At 46.4% G+C, this 16,864-nt stretch carries 17 protein-coding genes and 1 other RNA gene; 7 read left to right on the top strand and 11 right to left on the bottom strand.

The genetic code is table 11. The features are described 5' to 3' along the window. Positions 1–19: 19 nt before the first annotated feature. From AZ602_RS01555 to AZ602_RS01520, 8 genes are all read right to left on the bottom strand, one after another. Positions 20–1,228: an alpha-hydroxy acid oxidase gene (locus AZ602_RS01555; RefSeq protein WP_103033541.1), complete on the bottom strand. Its 1,209-nt coding sequence runs from the start codon at positions 1,226–1,228 to the stop codon at positions 20–22. 209 nt (positions 1,229–1,437) lie between these two features. Further along, a complete protein-coding gene (locus tag AZ602_RS01550; RefSeq protein ID WP_103033540.1) occupies positions 1,438–3,228 on the bottom strand; it encodes an L-lactate permease in 1,791 nt (596 codons plus the stop codon). Positions 3,229–3,473: 245 nt separating this feature from the next. Further along, a complete protein-coding gene (locus AZ602_RS01545; protein ID WP_227525137.1) occupies positions 3,474–4,478 on the bottom strand; it encodes an exodeoxyribonuclease III in 1,005 nt (334 codons plus the stop codon). Positions 4,479–4,606: 128 nt separating this feature from the next. Next, on the bottom strand, positions 4,607–5,323 hold the full coding sequence (locus tag AZ602_RS01540) for a TetR family transcriptional regulator (RefSeq protein ID WP_078316877.1): 717 nt from the start codon (positions 5,321–5,323) through the stop codon (positions 4,607–4,609). Positions 5,324–5,511: 188 nt separating this feature from the next. Beyond that, positions 5,512–5,982 carry a hypothetical protein gene (locus AZ602_RS01535; protein WP_103033383.1) on the bottom strand — a complete coding sequence of 157 codons (471 nt, stop codon included), beginning with the start codon at positions 5,980–5,982 and terminating at the stop codon, positions 5,512–5,514. 106 nt (positions 5,983–6,088) lie between these two features. Further along, entirely contained in the window at positions 6,089–6,553 is a 465-nt protein-coding gene (locus AZ602_RS01530) for a DUF441 domain-containing protein (protein WP_103033382.1), read from the bottom strand. Positions 6,554–6,662: 109 nt separating this feature from the next. Further along, positions 6,663–7,754 (bottom strand): redox-regulated ATPase YchF, encoded by a 1,092-nt coding sequence (gene ychF / locus AZ602_RS01525; RefSeq protein WP_103033381.1) that lies wholly within the window; start codon positions 7,752–7,754, stop codon positions 6,663–6,665. 120 nt (positions 7,755–7,874) lie between these two features. After that, complete coding sequence (locus AZ602_RS01520) at positions 7,875–9,080, bottom strand: MFS transporter (protein WP_103033380.1); 1,206 nt, start codon at positions 9,078–9,080, stop codon at positions 7,875–7,877. 244 nt (positions 9,081–9,324) lie between these two features. On the opposite strand from AZ602_RS01520, the gene ndk reads away from it, so the two are divergent. Then, complete coding sequence (ndk, locus tag AZ602_RS01515; protein ID WP_103033379.1) at positions 9,325–9,756, top strand: nucleoside-diphosphate kinase; 432 nt, start codon at positions 9,325–9,327, stop codon at positions 9,754–9,756. 211 nt (positions 9,757–9,967) lie between these two features. Here the strand turns inward: ndk and AZ602_RS01510 are convergent, their stop codons facing one another. Then, on the bottom strand, positions 9,968–10,321 hold the full coding sequence (locus AZ602_RS01510) for a hypothetical protein (RefSeq protein WP_103033378.1): 354 nt from the start codon (positions 10,319–10,321) through the stop codon (positions 9,968–9,970). A gap of 258 nt (positions 10,322–10,579) precedes the next feature. Between AZ602_RS01510 and AZ602_RS01505 the strand changes: the two genes are divergently transcribed. From AZ602_RS01505 to ffs, 6 genes are all read left to right on the top strand, one after another. After that, the gene (locus tag AZ602_RS01505; protein WP_103033377.1) at positions 10,580–11,233 is read left to right on the top strand and encodes an alpha/beta hydrolase; all 654 of its coding nucleotides are present in this window, start codon (positions 10,580–10,582) and stop codon (positions 11,231–11,233) included. Positions 11,234–11,267: 34 nt separating this feature from the next. After that, positions 11,268–12,368, top strand: a complete 1,101-nt coding sequence (zapE, locus tag AZ602_RS01500) for a cell division protein ZapE (RefSeq protein ID WP_103033376.1) — start codon at positions 11,268–11,270, stop codon at positions 12,366–12,368. A gap of 24 nt (positions 12,369–12,392) precedes the next feature. Then, positions 12,393–12,968, top strand: coding sequence for a nitroreductase (locus AZ602_RS01495; protein ID WP_103033375.1), 576 nt, complete (start codon positions 12,393–12,395; stop codon positions 12,966–12,968). 67 nt (positions 12,969–13,035) lie between these two features. Further along, complete coding sequence (locus tag AZ602_RS01490; RefSeq protein WP_103033374.1) at positions 13,036–14,388, top strand: NAD(P)H-dependent glycerol-3-phosphate dehydrogenase; 1,353 nt, start codon at positions 13,036–13,038, stop codon at positions 14,386–14,388. Further along, the gene (locus AZ602_RS01485) at positions 14,388–14,882 is read left to right on the top strand and encodes a histidine phosphatase family protein (protein ID WP_103033373.1); all 495 of its coding nucleotides are present in this window, start codon (positions 14,388–14,390) and stop codon (positions 14,880–14,882) included. The genes AZ602_RS01490 and AZ602_RS01485 overlap by 1 nt, the downstream gene beginning before the upstream one ends. Positions 14,883–14,950: 68 nt before the next feature. Next, an RNA gene (gene ffs, locus AZ602_RS01480) (signal recognition particle sRNA small type) lies at positions 14,951–15,047 on the top strand. A 74-nt stretch (positions 15,048–15,121) separates the two neighbouring features. On the opposite strand, the gene ybeY is transcribed toward ffs, so the two are convergent. After that, complete coding sequence (ybeY, locus tag AZ602_RS01475; protein ID WP_103033372.1) at positions 15,122–15,658, bottom strand: rRNA maturation RNase YbeY; 537 nt, start codon at positions 15,656–15,658, stop codon at positions 15,122–15,124. After that, positions 15,658–16,734, bottom strand: coding sequence for a PhoH family protein (locus AZ602_RS01470; RefSeq protein WP_103033371.1), 1,077 nt, complete (start codon positions 16,732–16,734; stop codon positions 15,658–15,660). The genes ybeY and AZ602_RS01470 overlap by 1 nt, the downstream gene beginning before the upstream one ends. Between the last annotated feature and the right edge of the window lie 130 nt (positions 16,735–16,864).

Genomic DNA, 16,864 nt, shown 5'->3' with positions numbered 1-16,864 from the left:
GGGGCAAAGCTGTAGGCGATCACCAGCGAATCGGCGTGATGTGCGGATTGCCTGATTTTAGGTGCTCATAAGTACCTTTGACAAAGATATCTTCGTTCACGGTATTGATATTGGTATGACCACAGAATGCCATGGTGATGTCACATTCTTTGTAGATGATTTCAAGGGCGCGGCGGACACCGTCCTCGCCATACGCACCAAGACCATACAAAAATGAGCGACCAATCATTGTGCCTTTTGCACCTAGGGCGATGGCTTTTAGGACATCTTGACCTGAGCGAATACCTGAATCTAGCCATACTTCACAGTTTGAATTTTCGGCATGAGCAGCTTGTACACAGTCAGACAGTGCAGCGATCGATGATGGCGCACCATCGAGCTGACGGCCACCGTGGTTTGAGATGACCATCGCATCAGCACCAGAGCGAGCTGCAAGGATGGCATCTTCAGGCTCCATGATGCCTTTGATGATCAGTGGGCCGCCCCACAGTTCTTTGATGCGAGCGACATCATCCCAGTTGAGACTTGGGTCGAACTGCTCAGCTGTCCATGATGATAGGCTTGATAGGTCGGTAACACCCTTGGCATGACCTGCGATATTGCGGAAGGTGTGACGCTTGGTGCCAAGCATATTAAAGCACCATTCAGGCTTGGTCATTAGGTTTAGGATGTTTTTTAGGGTTGGCTTTGGTGGCGCTGATAGACCGTTTTTGATGTCTTTGTGGCGTTGGCCAAGTACTTGTAGGTCAGCGGTCAAAATCAGTGCCGAGCAGTTGGCAGCTTTGGCGCGATTGATCAGATTTTGCATGAATTCTTTGTCGCGCATAACATACAGCTGAAACCAAAATGGCTTGGTGGTATTCTCAGCCACATCTTCGATAGAGCAGATAGACATCGTCGATAGTGAAAATGGAATGCCAAATTTCTCAGCAGCACGCGCTGCATGGATTTCACCATCCGCCCACATCATACCAGTAAAGCCAGTCGGTGCGATCGCCACAGGCATAGAGACATCTTGACCGATCATCTTCGTGGCTAGGCTGCGACCTTCCATATCCACAAGCACGCGCTGACGCAGTTTGATGCGGTCAAAGTCAGTTTCGTTATTGCGATAGGTGGTCTGTGTCCACGAACCTGAGTCCACATAGTCGTAGAACATACGAGGCACTTTACGCTCAGCGATGCGGCGTAGGTCTTCGATTTCGGTGATTTTACTTAGATCTGCCATAATAAATTGCTCTTTTGGGTTGTTTTGCATCAATTTTATTTTGATAAAAATTCATTGAAGGACTTTTTTATCAAAATAAAACTGTAAAACAGCTGTGTATTTTACCTGTATTGAGGCATGCACGGCAATAGCTGATTTGTGGTTTTGGGCAATTACTTACAAAAATCATCAAGCGGGCTTGATCTGGCAAACCCGCTTGATGGAGCAGGTTAGGCTTTGGCGCCTGTTTTGCTCATCACAAATAAGAAGAGGATTGGCCAAATGATGGCACCGACCCACCACACTGGGCTAAAGATCAATGCCATACCGATCAGACCGGCCTGTACAACATAATAAGTCATTGAAATCAATGTCTTACGGATCACATAACCTTCACGGTTCACCAGACCAACGACCGCACACGCAGCGACGACATTATGCACCGAGATCATGTTACCCGCAGCACCGCCGACCGCTTGTAGAGCGACGACTTTACCAGCATTGGCAACATCAAGACCGATTTGAGTTGCTGTACCCCATTGAAAATGTGCAAACATCATGTTCGATACAGTGTTCGAGCCTGCGATGAATGCACCCAGTGCACCAATCCAAGGTGAGACCAGTGGCCACATACCTTCAAAGGCACCAGCGGCTGCAGTTGCCAATACTTTTGGCATCGCAAGCATTTGTACCGCTGCATCAGGTGCTGTACCTGAGTTGATGAATACTTGCACCATCGGTACAGAGAACAGCAGTGCAGGTGCTGCAGCAAGCATGGTTTTGGCTGAAGCTGACCAGCTCTTTTTGATCATATCACCTTTCATGTTAAACAGGAAAATACAGATGATCGACACCAATAGCAGTACAGTACCTGGAGAGTAAAGTAGCTGAGTTTTGTTGGTGATGCTTGTACCTAGGATATTGGTATAAGCGATGGTGACTGGGTCTGAGTTCAAGAATGCTTTTAGTGGCTTGACAGTACGAGTCACGATCAAGATTGCGATGATGATCAAGTAAGGGGCAAAGGCGCGCAGCACGCTGAAATTCGGTGCGTTTTTGTCATCGGTATTGGTGATGGCAAGCTCACTCACCCACTCTTTATCCCATGACTCACGAGGGCCGAAGTCAAAGGTTTCTTTTGGCGTCAAAAAGCCACGCTTAGCTGCAGGGATCACCAATGCCATACCGACGATGGCGCCGACGATCGATGGCAGCTCAGGGCCGATGAATTTGGCGGTCAAGGCATACGGTATGGTGAATGCTAGACCAGCAAAGATAGCAAATGGTGCTGCTTTTAGACCCTCAATGAATGAACGCTTTTGACCAAAGAAGCGAGTCAAAAAACCACAAAGAATTAGCGGAATCAAGAAACCAACAGCAGCATGCACAAAGCCAACATTTCCCGAAATATCAAAGATATACGCAGGCAAATCTTTACCGACTGATGCTAGAGCATTTGCCACATCTTCTTTGTTTTCAAGACCTGAGTTAACACCGATCAATAGTGGCGTACCCACCGCACCGTATGATACTGGCGTTGATTGGATAATCAATACTGCCATGACACACGCCATCGCAGGGAAGCCAAGTGCTAGAAGTAGTGGTGCTGCGACCGCAGACGGTGTACCCCAACCGGTTGAACCTTCGATCAAGCAGCCAAACAGCCATGCAACGATGATCATCTGCACGCGACGGTCAGGTGAAATATCCATAAAGCCACGGCGGATCGCTGAGATCGCACCGCTTTCTTTAAGGGTGTTTAGGATAAGAATCGCTGAAAAAACAATGAATAAAACATTGATGGCAGTCAATACGCCATGGATGGTGGCGGCAGCGACTTGGTTGCCACTGGTCTGCCACACAAAATACGACAGCGCTGCGGTTGCCACATAAGCCAAACTCATGGCGTATTTTGCAGGCAGGCGCATCACGACTAATAGTACGAATACGATGATGATTGGCAGCATCGCCAAAAAAGTATACATACCCACTCCTTGTTTATGTAAATCATATACATGCATGGACAAATCTGTGCTGCCCATGCATGCTGGTTAATTGGTCTGTGATGATAGAATTTAACGCTAAACGACCGTTGGTTTGTAACCACAAAACATCAGAGTAAAGGTTAAAAATTGTATAATCGACTAGACAACTTAAAAAGTTGCAGTATTTTACTGAAAAGTAAATTAAATTGCTAGTATTTTGATTATGAATTAAGAAAATTTTGGTATTTTTAGGGGAATATTGATCGATGCCCGCTGTTAAATCATAGCTGATAATCAATGATGACAGGTGCATGGTCGCTAAACCATTGGTCTTTATAGACCCAAGCGCCGACAGTCCGATCACGCCAATCCGGTGAACAGGCTTGATAATCAATACGCCACCCGACATTTTTGGCACGGGCTTGACCACGATTTGACCACCATGAATAGATGTCCGCATCATGGCGTACAACTCGAAAAGTATCAACATAGCCAAGCTCATCATAAATATGATCAAGCCATGCTCGCTCGTGCGGCAGGCAGCCTGATGCTTTTTGGTTACCAGACCAGTTTTTGATATCGATTCGCTTATGCACGATATTGTAGTCGCCACAGACGATGATGGATTTGTTGGTGTCACGCCATGCCTTTAGGATATGGCGGTATTGCTCCAAGAAATGATCTTTGCGAGCTTGGGCATCATCACCTGATGAGCCTGATGGCAGATACAGCGATGCGATATGTACAGGCTCATCGATGCCGTGATGTGACAAATCAAATTCGGCAGTAATAAAGCGGCCTTGACTATCAGCAAGCTCAAAGCCTAAGCCGTCTGTGACAGACACAAAGGGTAGTCGGCTATAAATCGCCGTGCCTGCATAGCCAGCTCGCTCAGCTGGAAATAAGTGGGTATGCCAGCCTTCGGGGTGAAATTTATCCGTCCACTGCTCATGGGTGATGCGTGCTTCTTGGATGCATACGACATCAGCATCGGATGTCGCAAGCCACTCAAAAAAGCCTTTTTTCTCGGCAGAGCGTAGCCCATTGACATTGATGGAGACGACTCGAAGCACCTTGGCAGGGTCGTTATAGATGGCTTTTGATGGCACGACATCATTAGGCTTAACGTCAAAACTTGGTGTCGCTCCCGTTGCCTTTGGCGCGCCTGTGGTGGCGGATTTGGCGATGCGTTTGGGCTTGATGGTGGTAGCGGTGGCGTCAGGTTTATCCGTCAGCGTGCTGTTGGTTTGGGCTTTATTCAAAATGGATTTTGGTTTATTTGACATAGATTGACCGGTCTAATCTTAAATATAAAAAGGGCGAAAACTCGCCCCATGCTACTTGCAACTTGATAAAATAGCAAGCAAAAATTCTTGTTGTTTTATCAATGATTGGCTTTGGTAAATGTGGTGGATTAATTTTGGATATGCTCATCAAGCAAAGTCTCTTCGCTGGATTTCCAATTATAAGCACCGTACAGCACCATCTGCATCTGACGTGTGCAGCGATGCAGCATGGCTTGTTTTTTGGCTTCTAGCTCATCTTTGCTTGGGCGGTCGTCTTCATCCATCAAGTCAGGCATATAAGTCAAATCAAGCCAGTCAATGATCCATGAAAATGACAGATTCACGCCAGTTTCTGCCAATAAATAGCGGTCTTCGCTGCTGATGTGCTCAAAAGCAGGCTGCATACCCAAATCTTCACTCATAATCTTGGCAAAAGTCGCAATCTGCTCACTGATCGCACGGCGTACAGCTTCAGAGCCACCAAAACGCTCCGATGCGATGAACTGCCAATAGCGTGGCTGTGCATTGACCGCCTTAAAAAACAGCTGAACACTTTTGGCAATCTGCCGATCAAAGCTGCGTTTGCGACCCAGCTGCATATGCTCACGAAGCATCGCAAGGGCACTGCCAAGCTCATCTTCAACCAAGGCTTTGCCAAGGCTTTCCATGTCATCAAAATGTCGATAAAACGCGGTCGGCACCACGCCCACTTCACGGGTAACTTGACGTAGGCTAATCGAGCTGTAGCCTTGACCGCTCATGCACAGATCCAGCACGGCATTAAAAAAGGCTTGGCGAGTTTGGCGTTTTTTTTGTTCACGATTGGTGGATTTTTCGACGCTCATGGTTTGTCCATAAATTTGAGTGAATGACTGTATATTATGGATAAAAAGCGCGACAGTTGCAAGCGCTTATCCCAAACTTAGTAAAATTTCTCCAAAAAAATTTCAAATCCGCCCTGATTAATCTACAATCAAAAAAATCACCCATCACACGAACGACAATGGGCGATAAATACATCAGGGGATGTAGCTCAGCTTTGTTTGGTGCAGTCTAGTAGCACTCGATTATTGCTGGTGACGCGAGCATTATTGCCATCAATGGTCAAAGCCATGGGCTGATTGTTTTCGATGCCATTATCGGTGGTGAAGCGAGCAGGATTATCGGGATCTTGATTTAGGTCATACACGATGCTGTCATCGGTCAGGTGTGCTTCGGTTTCACCTTCGTGGTCGTGGACAGCGATGTGAATGGTTTTGCTGCCACATTGGTAGGCATCGCCCTCATCGTGGCTGTGCATATGACCTGCATGGTCATGCTCGTGGTCATGCTCGTCGTGATCATGATCTTGATGATCAGCAGAATCCTCCATCGCATCATGAGCTTCGGCGGCGACAGTGGTCTGGGCAGGCTGCGGCTGCTCGGCGGCAGTTTGTTGTGATTGTTTTTCGCAGGCGGTTAAAGTTAGTGTGGCAATCAATGAAGCCAGTAGAATTTTTTTCATAAGTTACCTATGTGATGGATCGTGATTTATCTAAAATAGCTATATTATAACGCAATGATGCACAATCAACAACATCAAGGTTCTATTTCTATAAAGCAAAGCCCATTTACTTTTGCCAATAAAATAGCGATAAAATCCCAGCGGCAATGAGTGGGCCAACGGGTACGCCGCGCAAAAAAGCCACGCCAAGCACTGTGCCTATCAGTAGCCCTGCAATGACTTGAGGTTCGTTTGTCATCAATTTGACACCGCGACCGCCCAAATAAGCGACCAGTAAGCCCACCATGATGGCGACAAGTGATTTTGGGCTGATAAAAGACTGTAAAATCGTCTCGCTATTTAATTTGCCACTGGCGATGGGCGCTAATACCCCAATGGTTAATATCAAAATACCAAAACTAATCCCATATTTATCAACATAAGGCAGCATCATCTCGCCAAATGGGCTGATCTTAAGGATGATCAATAAGGCGGTCGCTAAAATGATCGTATTATTTTGGCTAAATACACCCAGCGCCAAGAGGATAAATAAGACAATTAAACTTATGTCAAGATTGGCGATATTGGGCATGGGTTATCCAAAAGCGTGTAGTAGGCTGGTGCAAATGGGGATAAATGGTGCGCGCCATCAGTGAACAGCACGCACCATAGTGGAATCAAAGAGGTTGATTTAGCTTGTTTTAGACATTAAATCTAAAATGCATCACATCGCCATCTTGGACGATATAAGTTTTACCTTCTAGGCGAGATTTACCGGCAGCAGCAGCGCCTTTTTCGCCACCATGCTCAATAAAGTCATCATAAGCGATCACTTCAGCACGGATAAAGCCACGCTCAAAATCGGTATGAATCACGCCAGCAGCTTCAGGTGCGGTGGCGCCGACTTTCACTGTCCATGCGCGCACTTCTTTGACACCTGCGGTGAAATAGGTCTGTAGATTGAGTAGTTCATAACCTGCTCGAATCACGCGGTCAAGGCCAGCTTCTTGCATACCTAAGCTCTCAAGAAATTCAGCCTTGTCTGCTTCGTCAAGTAGAGCGATTTCAGCTTCGATTTGGTTGCATAGTGGTACGACGATGGCATCTTCACTGGCTGCAAATTCACGGACTTGATCCAGATAAGGGTTATTCTCAAAGCCATCTTCTGACACATTGGCGATGTACATCACAGGTTTTAGGGTGATCAGACCATAGCTTTTGATGAGTTTTTTCTCGTCAGCATCGATACCTGCTAAGCGTGCAGGCTTACCATCCGCCAAAAATGGCTCGATTTTTTGGAATACAGCTAGGGCGGCTTGAGCTTCTTTATCACCGCCTTTGGCTTTTTTGTTTAGGTTGGTGATGGCACGAGTGACAGCATCAAGGTCAGCCAAGGCAAGTTCGGTATTGATGGTCTCGATGTCTGATAGCGGATTGACACGGCCATCGACATGGATAACATTGTCATCATCAAAGCAGCGTACCACATGGGCGATGGCATCGGTTTCACGGATATTGGCTAGAAACTGGTTGCCCATGCCTTCGCCTTTGGATGCACCAGCGACCAAGCCTGCGATATCCACAAACTCCATACTGGTTGGGATGGTACGCTCAGGATTGACGATTTTTGCTAGTGCTTTTAGGCGTGGATCGGGTACAGGGACGATGCCTGTGTTTGGATCTTTGGTACAAAATGGGAAGTTTTCGGCTGCAATGCCTGCTTTGGTCAGTGCATTAAACAGTGTTGATTTGCCGACATTGGGTAGGCCGACGATACCGCAGTTAAAGCCCATGATGGCTCCTTATCTTAATCATTCACTTAAGTCAAAAAAATGTGCTTATCAATCAATTAAACAAGCTATTATAACAAATTGCCACCAAAAAAGCTTGTTATCATCACAAATTTGTACGAGCTAACCGACTCGGCGACGGATGATACCATAGCAAGCAATACAGATGCTGCAAATGAGCGTCGTTGCGATAAAATAATGATCATTTGAAAAACTGCTAATCATCATCGCGCCGAACATCGGACCGATGGCATTTCCAAGCTCACTAAATGCCGCTGCGCCAAAATAACTGCCACGCAACCCTGTTTTGGCAAATTCATCAATCTGCACGCTGATGGTCGGAATGGTAATGACTTCACCTAAGCTAAACACAAAAAATGCCACGCTCCATGCGACTAACGAGTGATCATCAATAACGATGAATAATAGCTGAGCCAATAACAAAAAAACTATGCCGATTTGAGCACGAGTGGCGATCGATAGTCGGCGAAACAGCCTTAATAGTGGAAATTGAAATACGGTGACGGTAATGCAGTTGACCACGGTCAATAGTACAATCAGTGATGCAGCATCACCGCCAAGTAGTCCCGTGATGATCTGTGGCACGGTGGCATATGCTTGCGAATAGACAATCAATACCAAAAAGATGATGATCAGTAGTAATAAAAACGGCAAATCAGAGCGGATGACTTGCACGGTTTTGCTGAAGTTGGGCAGCTCGTGCGTGGCATGATGTTCAGTGGATTGGATTAATTGATAAATCCAAATCAAATAACCAAAATAAGCCATGGCGGTGATGGTAAACAGCGTATCAGCTTGTGTTAATCCAAACCATAGCCCAAGTAGTGGACCGATGGCGCCAGCCATATTGATGAGAAAATAGCGTAAATATAAGGCAGTTTCACGATCTTTTGGGTCGGATAAGCTGTTGCACATGATGGCTTTGCCAACAACTTCAACCATCGGACGCACCAAGCCTAATAAAGCCATGATGACAAAATACTGCCAAAAGTTGAGCGCAAATGGCAACATGGCATAGCACGCTGTACCAACCAGACAGCCTGTGAGTAAGAGCGGTTTTTCACCAAATTTATCTGATAAATAGCCAATGTAAATACCAGAAATGGCAGCCACGCCAGCCGAAAACCCCAATATCACACCGACGCCCATTGTTGAGACGCTTTGATTGCTGTTTAGGACAATGATCAAAAATGGCCATGACATAAAGTAGCTGATGCGTACGATAAACCCGCCTATGAGCATCGCCCAGACAGTTTGGTTAAAATTAGCAACAGAAGGGTGGGTTAGGAGTCGTTGGATAAAACGCATACAGCTAGGGCTTATAAAAAGTGGCTATTATAGTACGAAATCCGCCCAAAAACAAAAGCCAGCCAACCATAAAAGCCGTAATAAAATCAATAAGGATGCAGGATAAATATACCAGATCTGCACGACATAGGCGCTTAAGATATGCAAATATTTTTATCAAAAACACTGTCAATTATCCAAAAAATTGGTTATAATCAAAGCAGTTTATGTTTTCCCTTAAACCCATTAGCAAAAGGATATTCCCATGGCTATCGAACGCACTTTATCTATCATCAAGCCAGATGCAGTTGGCAAAAACCACATCGGTGACATCATCGCTCGCTTTGAAAAAGCAGGCCTTAAGCCAGTTGCGATGAAATACAAGCACCTATCACAAGCAGATGCTGAAGGCTTCTACGCTGAGCACAAAGAGCGTGGTTTCTTTGGTGACCTAGTGGCATTCATGACTTCAGGCCCAGTTGTGGTATCTGTCCTAGAGGGCGAAAACGCCGTGCTTGCACATCGTGAAATCCTAGGCGCGACCAACCCACAAGAAGCAGCACCTGGCACCATCCGTGCAGATTTTGCTGTCAGCATCGATGAGAATGCTGCACACGGCTCTGACTCTGTGGCATCTGCTGAGCGTGAGATCGCTTATTTCTTCGGTGCAGACGAAGTATATCCGCGCACGCGTTAATTTTTTGGATCGCCATCGATCTAAATATAAAATCCCTTGAGCAGCCGCTTAAGGGATTTTTTTGGCTAAGGTGATTTAAAAGATGATTTACAAGATCCTTTGACTGATCAACATTATAAAAGCGATGATATCCTTAGCTTTTGTATAAGGCCAATGTAAGCTGGATCAAATCATACGATGAATTTGCTTAACCAAAGATTGACAGCAGTGCTTAGCGGCACTGAAATTTGATTTGATATTCATAATCATCATCGCGGCTTAGATTTGGTGTGGCTTGACCAAAGACAGCACCGACGACGCTGACGCCTTGTTCGATCATGCGACCCGTGCGCTCATCAAGCACGCCATTGTAGGTGGTTTTATCCGAGATGATGACAGGCGAGCGGATGCCGCATTGTTTTTTGGCGGCGGACAGGGCGGCTTCTTGGGCTTTGAGTTTGGTGCTGCCAAGTCCAGTGGTTTCAAGTGTGCCATCAGCGCGTGTCAAGACAGGCGAGGTGCTTGTGGTGCTGGCGCAAGCAGATAATAACGCTGCCGCAGCGAGACTTAAGATGAGTTTTTTCATAAGATTTCCCATAAAAACAAAACAATGCACTGGGCATTTGCCAAAATATTGCCAAATAAACTTGCCTAAATGATGCCATCGGCAAACCGACAGTCATCGGCAGTGATATCAGTATATCAATAATTGCTGCCAGTTCAAGTTAAGTTTTTTGCGCAACTGTAGAAATTTTGTAGAGCGTGAAAGATGATGTCAAGTGGCGCATCCTAAAAAGTGTGATATAATGCGATACATTTTATAAGTAATTTATCAAACACTATCATGTCCAGTTTTCAAGAGCAAAGCCTATTGATCGATGCCCCTGCAGGCGTGCTTGAGGTGCAGATGATTTTGCAGTCAGGTGAGCGATCGGCCAAGGATAATTTGGCCATCATCTGCCACCCCAACCCCACGCAAGGCGGCACGATGAGCAATAAAGTAGTCAGCACGCTGTATCGGTATTGTCGCGATGTGGGCATGGATGTACTGCGCTTTAATTTTCGGGGTGTTGGGCGTTCGACAGGTCGTGTCGGTACTGGTGATGGCGAGTTTTTGGATGCTTTGACGGTGCTGAAGTTTGCCTTGACGCAGACCAAAGCACGGCGGCTGTGGTTGGCAGGTTTTTCTTTTGGTGGCTATGTCGCTTGTCGGGTTGCAGATCATCTCAAGAATGCTGAAGATTTGAATGATGTGCATCTTAGAAATCTTGTGCTGATTGCGCCATCAGTATTGCGTGATGGCATCAATGATTTGACTTGGCACAGCGACCATGCGTTTATGATCTATGGCGATCAAGATGAGCTGGTGCCGCCGGCTGCGATGCAAAATTTTGCTGAACAACATCACATACCGACGACAGTGATTGAGACGGGGCATTTTTTTCATGCCAAGCTCGTTGAACTCAGACAAGCGTTAGAATTTCATACATTAATATAATCAGACTTTTAAGTTATTAAGGAAAATCGATAAGATGAGCGTGCAAACTCCGTTACAGCGATACCAAGCCGCACTGGCCACGGGTGAATTTAGCGAAGATGCGATTCAGTTGGCAGCGGTGACTTATATGGATAATCTGCATCATGAGATATTGGCGGCAGAAGGCGGTCAAAAGTCGGGATGGTTTGCCAGTCTATTTAAAACCAAGCCACAGATGCCAAAGGGTCTGTATATGTGGGGCGGCGTCGGTCGAGGCAAGACTTGGATGATGGACATGTTCTACGATAGCCTGCCGATTGAGCGTAAGATGCGAATGCATTTTCATCATTTTATGCAGCGCGTGCAGCGTGAATTGGTAGCACTACAAGGACAATCCGATCCACTGCAAAAGGTCGCTGACATCATTCATCGTGAGGCGGTGGTGATTTGTTTTGATGAATTTTTTGTGTCGAATGTCTCTGATGCGATGATTTTGGGTGATTTGTTCACCATGCTGTTCGATCGTGGAATTACGCTTGTGGCCACATCGAATATTGAGCCATCAGGGCTGTATAAGAATGGCATCCATCGCGACAGATTCTTGCCTGCCATCGCTCAAGTCGAAAAAAACACCACTGTGATGAACATTGATGCTGGTATCGATTATCGTCTAAGATTATTAAAACAAGCTAAACTATACTCATATCCATTGACCACCGAGACCGATGGCTGGCTGTCTGAGCGTTTTGACACTTTGGCAGGTGGGCAGTCAGTCAGTACCGCACCGATTGTCGTTGCTAATCGTGAGGTGCCGATTATCAAGCGTACTGAGACGATGCTACTGGTTGATTTTCGTGCATTATGCATGCAGCCGCGTGCGGCATCGGATTTTATTGAGATTGCCAATGACTTTAATACGGTGATGGTGGATAATGTACCATTGTTAAATGACACACTGATGGATCCGACCCGCCGATTTATCTATTTGGTCGATGAATTTTATGATCGCCGTGTCAAGCTGCTTGTGCGTGCAGAGCAGTCCATCCTTGAGCTGTATCAAGGCGAAAAGCTGGCGTTTGAGATTGAGCGGACTCGCTCGCGTCTGCTTGAGATGCAATCGGAGGACTATCTGGCGGCTGAGCATCGCTTGGATTAAAATGAATTATTTAGGAACATAACAATGACAAACCCTGTATTGGATATCATCCATCAACGCCGCAGCATTGGCAAATTAAGCTTGCCGATGCCCAATCAAGATGAACTCAACACCGTGCTGCATGCAGCGATGGTCGCACCTGATCATAAGCAGCTCAAGCCGTGGCAGTTTTGGGTATTGACTGATGAGAGCCTTGTGGAATTTGGCAAGGTGTTATTAGATGCAGCCGAAGCAGAAGCCGAGAGTCGTGGTGAGGTGCTTGATGAGGCAACCATTAAAAAGACCTTAACAATGCCACTGCGCGCGCCGATGATCATTGTCATCGCCACCAAACAAAAATATCACGAAAAAGTGCCACCGTATGAGCAGCTTTTGAGTGCTGGCGCTGCTGCTCAAAATATCTTACTTGCGCTAGAGTCGCTCGGTTATAACAGCGTGTGGCGTACAGGGCCGCTATGTAATACCGATGTGGTCAAGGCGCATTTTGGGGTCGGCGTCGATGACACCATCTGCGGCTTGATTTATACTGGCTCAAGTACAGTGCAGATGCCAGCGCGTGAGGCAGTTGACATCAGTGACTATGTCAGCTATCACAACTGATGGCGGATAAGATCGACTGTCAGAACAGTCAGCATACAATAAATAGCTTAATAAAAGGTGCTCTGGTATGAAACTAAAAAAACCAAGCGTACAAAACCCAAAGGTCAAAAAAATCGTCGAGGCTGCCAGTCATAGCCTAGATGATGCGGTGAATGCCATCAAAGAGTCTGGCTTGCCAAATGCGCCAATCATCACAAGCATTGCTGAGATGACTGGCCTAAAAAAGAAAAAGTCTGTGCAGCTGGCTGAGTCGCTGCAAGCAGGGCAGCCTTCGGTGAGCATCGAGAAAATGAGCTTTGCATTCTTGGGCGGTGGCAGTTTTGGTACAGCGATGGCGAATCTGGCTGCCAAAAATGGCTGTGATGCCACGCTGTGGGTGCGCGACAAACGCACAGTCAAATCGCTTAATAAAACACGAATCAACAAAAAATATCTGCCCAACCACAAGCTTGATGACCGCCTAAAATTTAGTCATGATCTACAGGCAGCAGTCACAGGCGTGGATGTGATTTTTGTGGCGGTGCCAAGCTCGGCATTCCGTGAGATGTTGACAAACATCAAGCCTTATATCACCCATCAAGCTGTGGTGTCATTAACCAAAGGCATGGAAAAAGACACATTTGCTTTGATGAGTGACATCATTACCGATGTGCTGCCTGAGGTGAATTTTGGGGTGATGAGCGGCCCGAATTTGGCGGTTGAAATCATGGATAATATGCCATCGGCCACCGTCATCGCCTCAGAGTCCGAGCCACTTCGTAAAGCGGTGCAGACGGCATTGCACAGTGCGTTTTTTCGCGTATTTGCCAGCAATGATGTCAAAGGCGTCGAGCTTGGTGGGGCGTTGAAGAACATTTATGCCATCGCTATGGGGATGGCTGCAGCCTATGAAGTGGGAGAAAATACCAAAGCGATGCTGCTGACGCGGGCATTGGCTGAGATGAGTCGCTTTGGGGTGGCGGTAGGGGCTGATCCTTTGACTTTCTTGGGCTTGTCTGGTGTGGGTGATTTATATGCCACTTGTAGCTCGGTACTCAGTCGTAATTATCGCGTCGGCCATATGTTGGGGCAGGGTATCAGTTTGGATGCTGCCATCAAAAAACTTGGCCAGACCGCTGAGGGTGTGAATACCATCTTGCAAGTGCATACCCGCGCTACCGAATTGGGTATCTATATGCCGATCACTCATGCACTGCATGCGGTGCTGTATGAAAACAAATCAGCACTGGGCGTGGCACTGAATCTGATGGAAAGCGGCTTTAGAAGTGATGTGGAATTTGTGCTACCACATGATGAGATCAATGCCAAATTAAGCCATGAATTTAGCGAAGTGCTTAAAACCAGTGCTGAGGCCAAGCCTAGCAATGAAACTACTGACCCAAACGAGCCAGCCAAATCAACCAAAGATAAAGGTGAGTGATGAAACTGATTTTTGTAAGACATGGTCAAGCAGGCCCATATTGTGAGGATGATGCAGGTCGCGATCTGACCGAATTTGGTCGCATGCAAGCTGCACAGACAGCACACCACATCGCATCCATGCACCAACTGGATCTGATCATCGCAAGCCCTTACAACCGCGCTGATCAAACCGCCAAAATCCTTCAAGAGCAAGCGATCGCTTCAGGGCAGTCGCCAAGCTTTGTCACCGTCAGTAGCATCACGCCAGATGATGATCCTGTGACTGCACTCGATGACATCGACTGCGTCATCCGCGCCAAATTTGACATGGATACCGATGATAAATGCATCGCCATCGTCTGCCATATGCCGATCGTCGCGCGCATGGTGGCGCAGCTTGATGGCTTATCACCAGCTGTATTTGAATTGGCGGAATGCCGTGTGTTACAGACCACTGTCGTGGCAGAGGCTTTGGCGCGTAGTGTTGATGGCTTTATCCCTGATCAGCCATGATGCCATAACATAAAACATAAATTTTGCTTGCAAATCGCTAATTTTTCGGTATAATAACGACTTGGCTTCATCGGTAGCTTCGCAACTGTGTACTATGAACCCCGCCAGGACCGGAAGGTAGCAACGGTAGTAGATACAAAGTGTGCCGAAGATGTGCTGATGAAGTCATTTTTTTTATAAAAAAACCGATGGCTAAGCAGTTGATGACTTGCCATCGGTTTTTTATTGGTGATTGTCAGTTAGGCCAGATAAGGATTATTGATGCCAAGCTTGGCCAGTATCTCAATCTCATAACTCTCCATCGCATCGGCATCTTGATCGCTGATCTCATGATCAAACCCCAACAGATGCAAGATACCGTGAACGACCAAGTGCGTCAAATGCGCATCGAATGTTTTATTTTGTTCTTCTGCTTCTTTTACCACCACTTCGTGACAAAAAACCAACTCACCCAAATCAATCTCTGGTAACTCTTGGAGTAAAAAAGCAGGCAGCTGCGTAGGATAGGACAGCACATTGGTAGCATAATCCTTGGCGCGCGCCTCTAAGTTCAGCTCTCTAGCTTCGATGGCATCGGTAATGTAGAGGCTTAAGGTTTTTGGCTTATGCCAATCATCCTCACTATCTAAAAAATAGCGAAATTCCAAGCCTTGATTGAGCTTTTGATCCATCGTGATGAGCGCTGTGACAAGAATCTGCTCAAAATTGATCGCTTGATACATCACAGATGCTTGCTCGGACAGCGACTCACTGATATTAATAAATACCTGATGCATCACGCACTGCCTTTGTGGTTGTCAGCTTGAGTATTCATTAAAGCTTGTTCGGCAAGTCTTTGTGCTTGCCTGTGTGCCTTTCGCTCAGCGGCTGCCGCTTCTTGCTCTTCATCAAAGGCGTCATAAGCCTGTACGATCTTTTGTACCAAATGATGACGCACCACATCTTTACTATCAAAACGCGTGATGTGAATTTCATCAATCTTGGACAAAATCTGTAATGCCTGTGCCAGACCTGATTTATGACCGCGAGGCAAATCCACCTGTGTCATATCGCCTGTGATGACTGCGCGCGAGCCAAAACCCAATCGCGTCAAAAACATTTTCATCTGCTCTGGCGTGGTGTTTTGGGCTTCATCTAAGATCACAAAAGAGTTATTGAGCGTACGACCGCGCATATAAGCCAAAGGTGCGACTTCGATCACTTGGCGCTCTAATAGCTTACCGACCTTTTCAAAGCCGAGCATCTCATACAGCGCATCGTATAAAGGACGCAGATAAGGATCGATTTTTTGGGTCAAATCACCAGGCAAAAAGCCCAATTTTTCGCCAGCTTCGACGGCAGGACGCACCAGTAAGATGCGTTCAATCTCACCGCGCTCAAGCATGTCCACCGCGCACGCTACTGCCAGATAGGTCTTACCTGTACCAGCAGGGCCGACGCCAAACGATACATCGGAGATGAGAATTTTTTTGACATACTGCTGCTGATTGTGGCCGCGCGGGGTGATTTTCCCTTTTCTGGTACGCAGCGAAATGGCATCATAGCTGGCATTTTGGGTATCTGTCTGCGCATCGTCATCCATTTGGCGAGATAGGCTAGATTGGATAATCAGATGCAGCTCTTCGCCTGTGATGTCTTCTTGATCCTTGGCAAGCTCTGCAAGTTTACCAAGAATCAGTTCGGCATGTTCAACCGCTGATAAATCGCCTGTTAAGATAAAGGCATCTTGGCGATGGGTAATCTGGATATCGAGTCTTTCTTGAATGTATTTGATATGCTTGTTATATTCGCCCAATAAAGTACGCAGCTGCTGCGTGTTTAGGTCAGTGTGAATGGTACGAGTAATGCTCAATGAATCATCCTTTTTTGGTTAGAATTAAAATACATGCGATTGCTTAACAGCATTATTAGGGCGATCGACAAAAATTCAATGGCAAATCATCTAATTTCTGATAACTTAGTAAAATTAGATGTCACTAAAA

Origin of the sequence: Moraxella sp. RCAD0137 (assembly GCF_002894025.1) — a bacterium.
In the GTDB taxonomy this organism is placed as follows: domain Bacteria; phylum Pseudomonadota; class Gammaproteobacteria; order Pseudomonadales; family Moraxellaceae; genus Moraxella; species Moraxella porci.
Note: the sequence above shows the minus strand (reverse complement) of the source record. Positions and strands in the feature narration are given on the sequence as shown.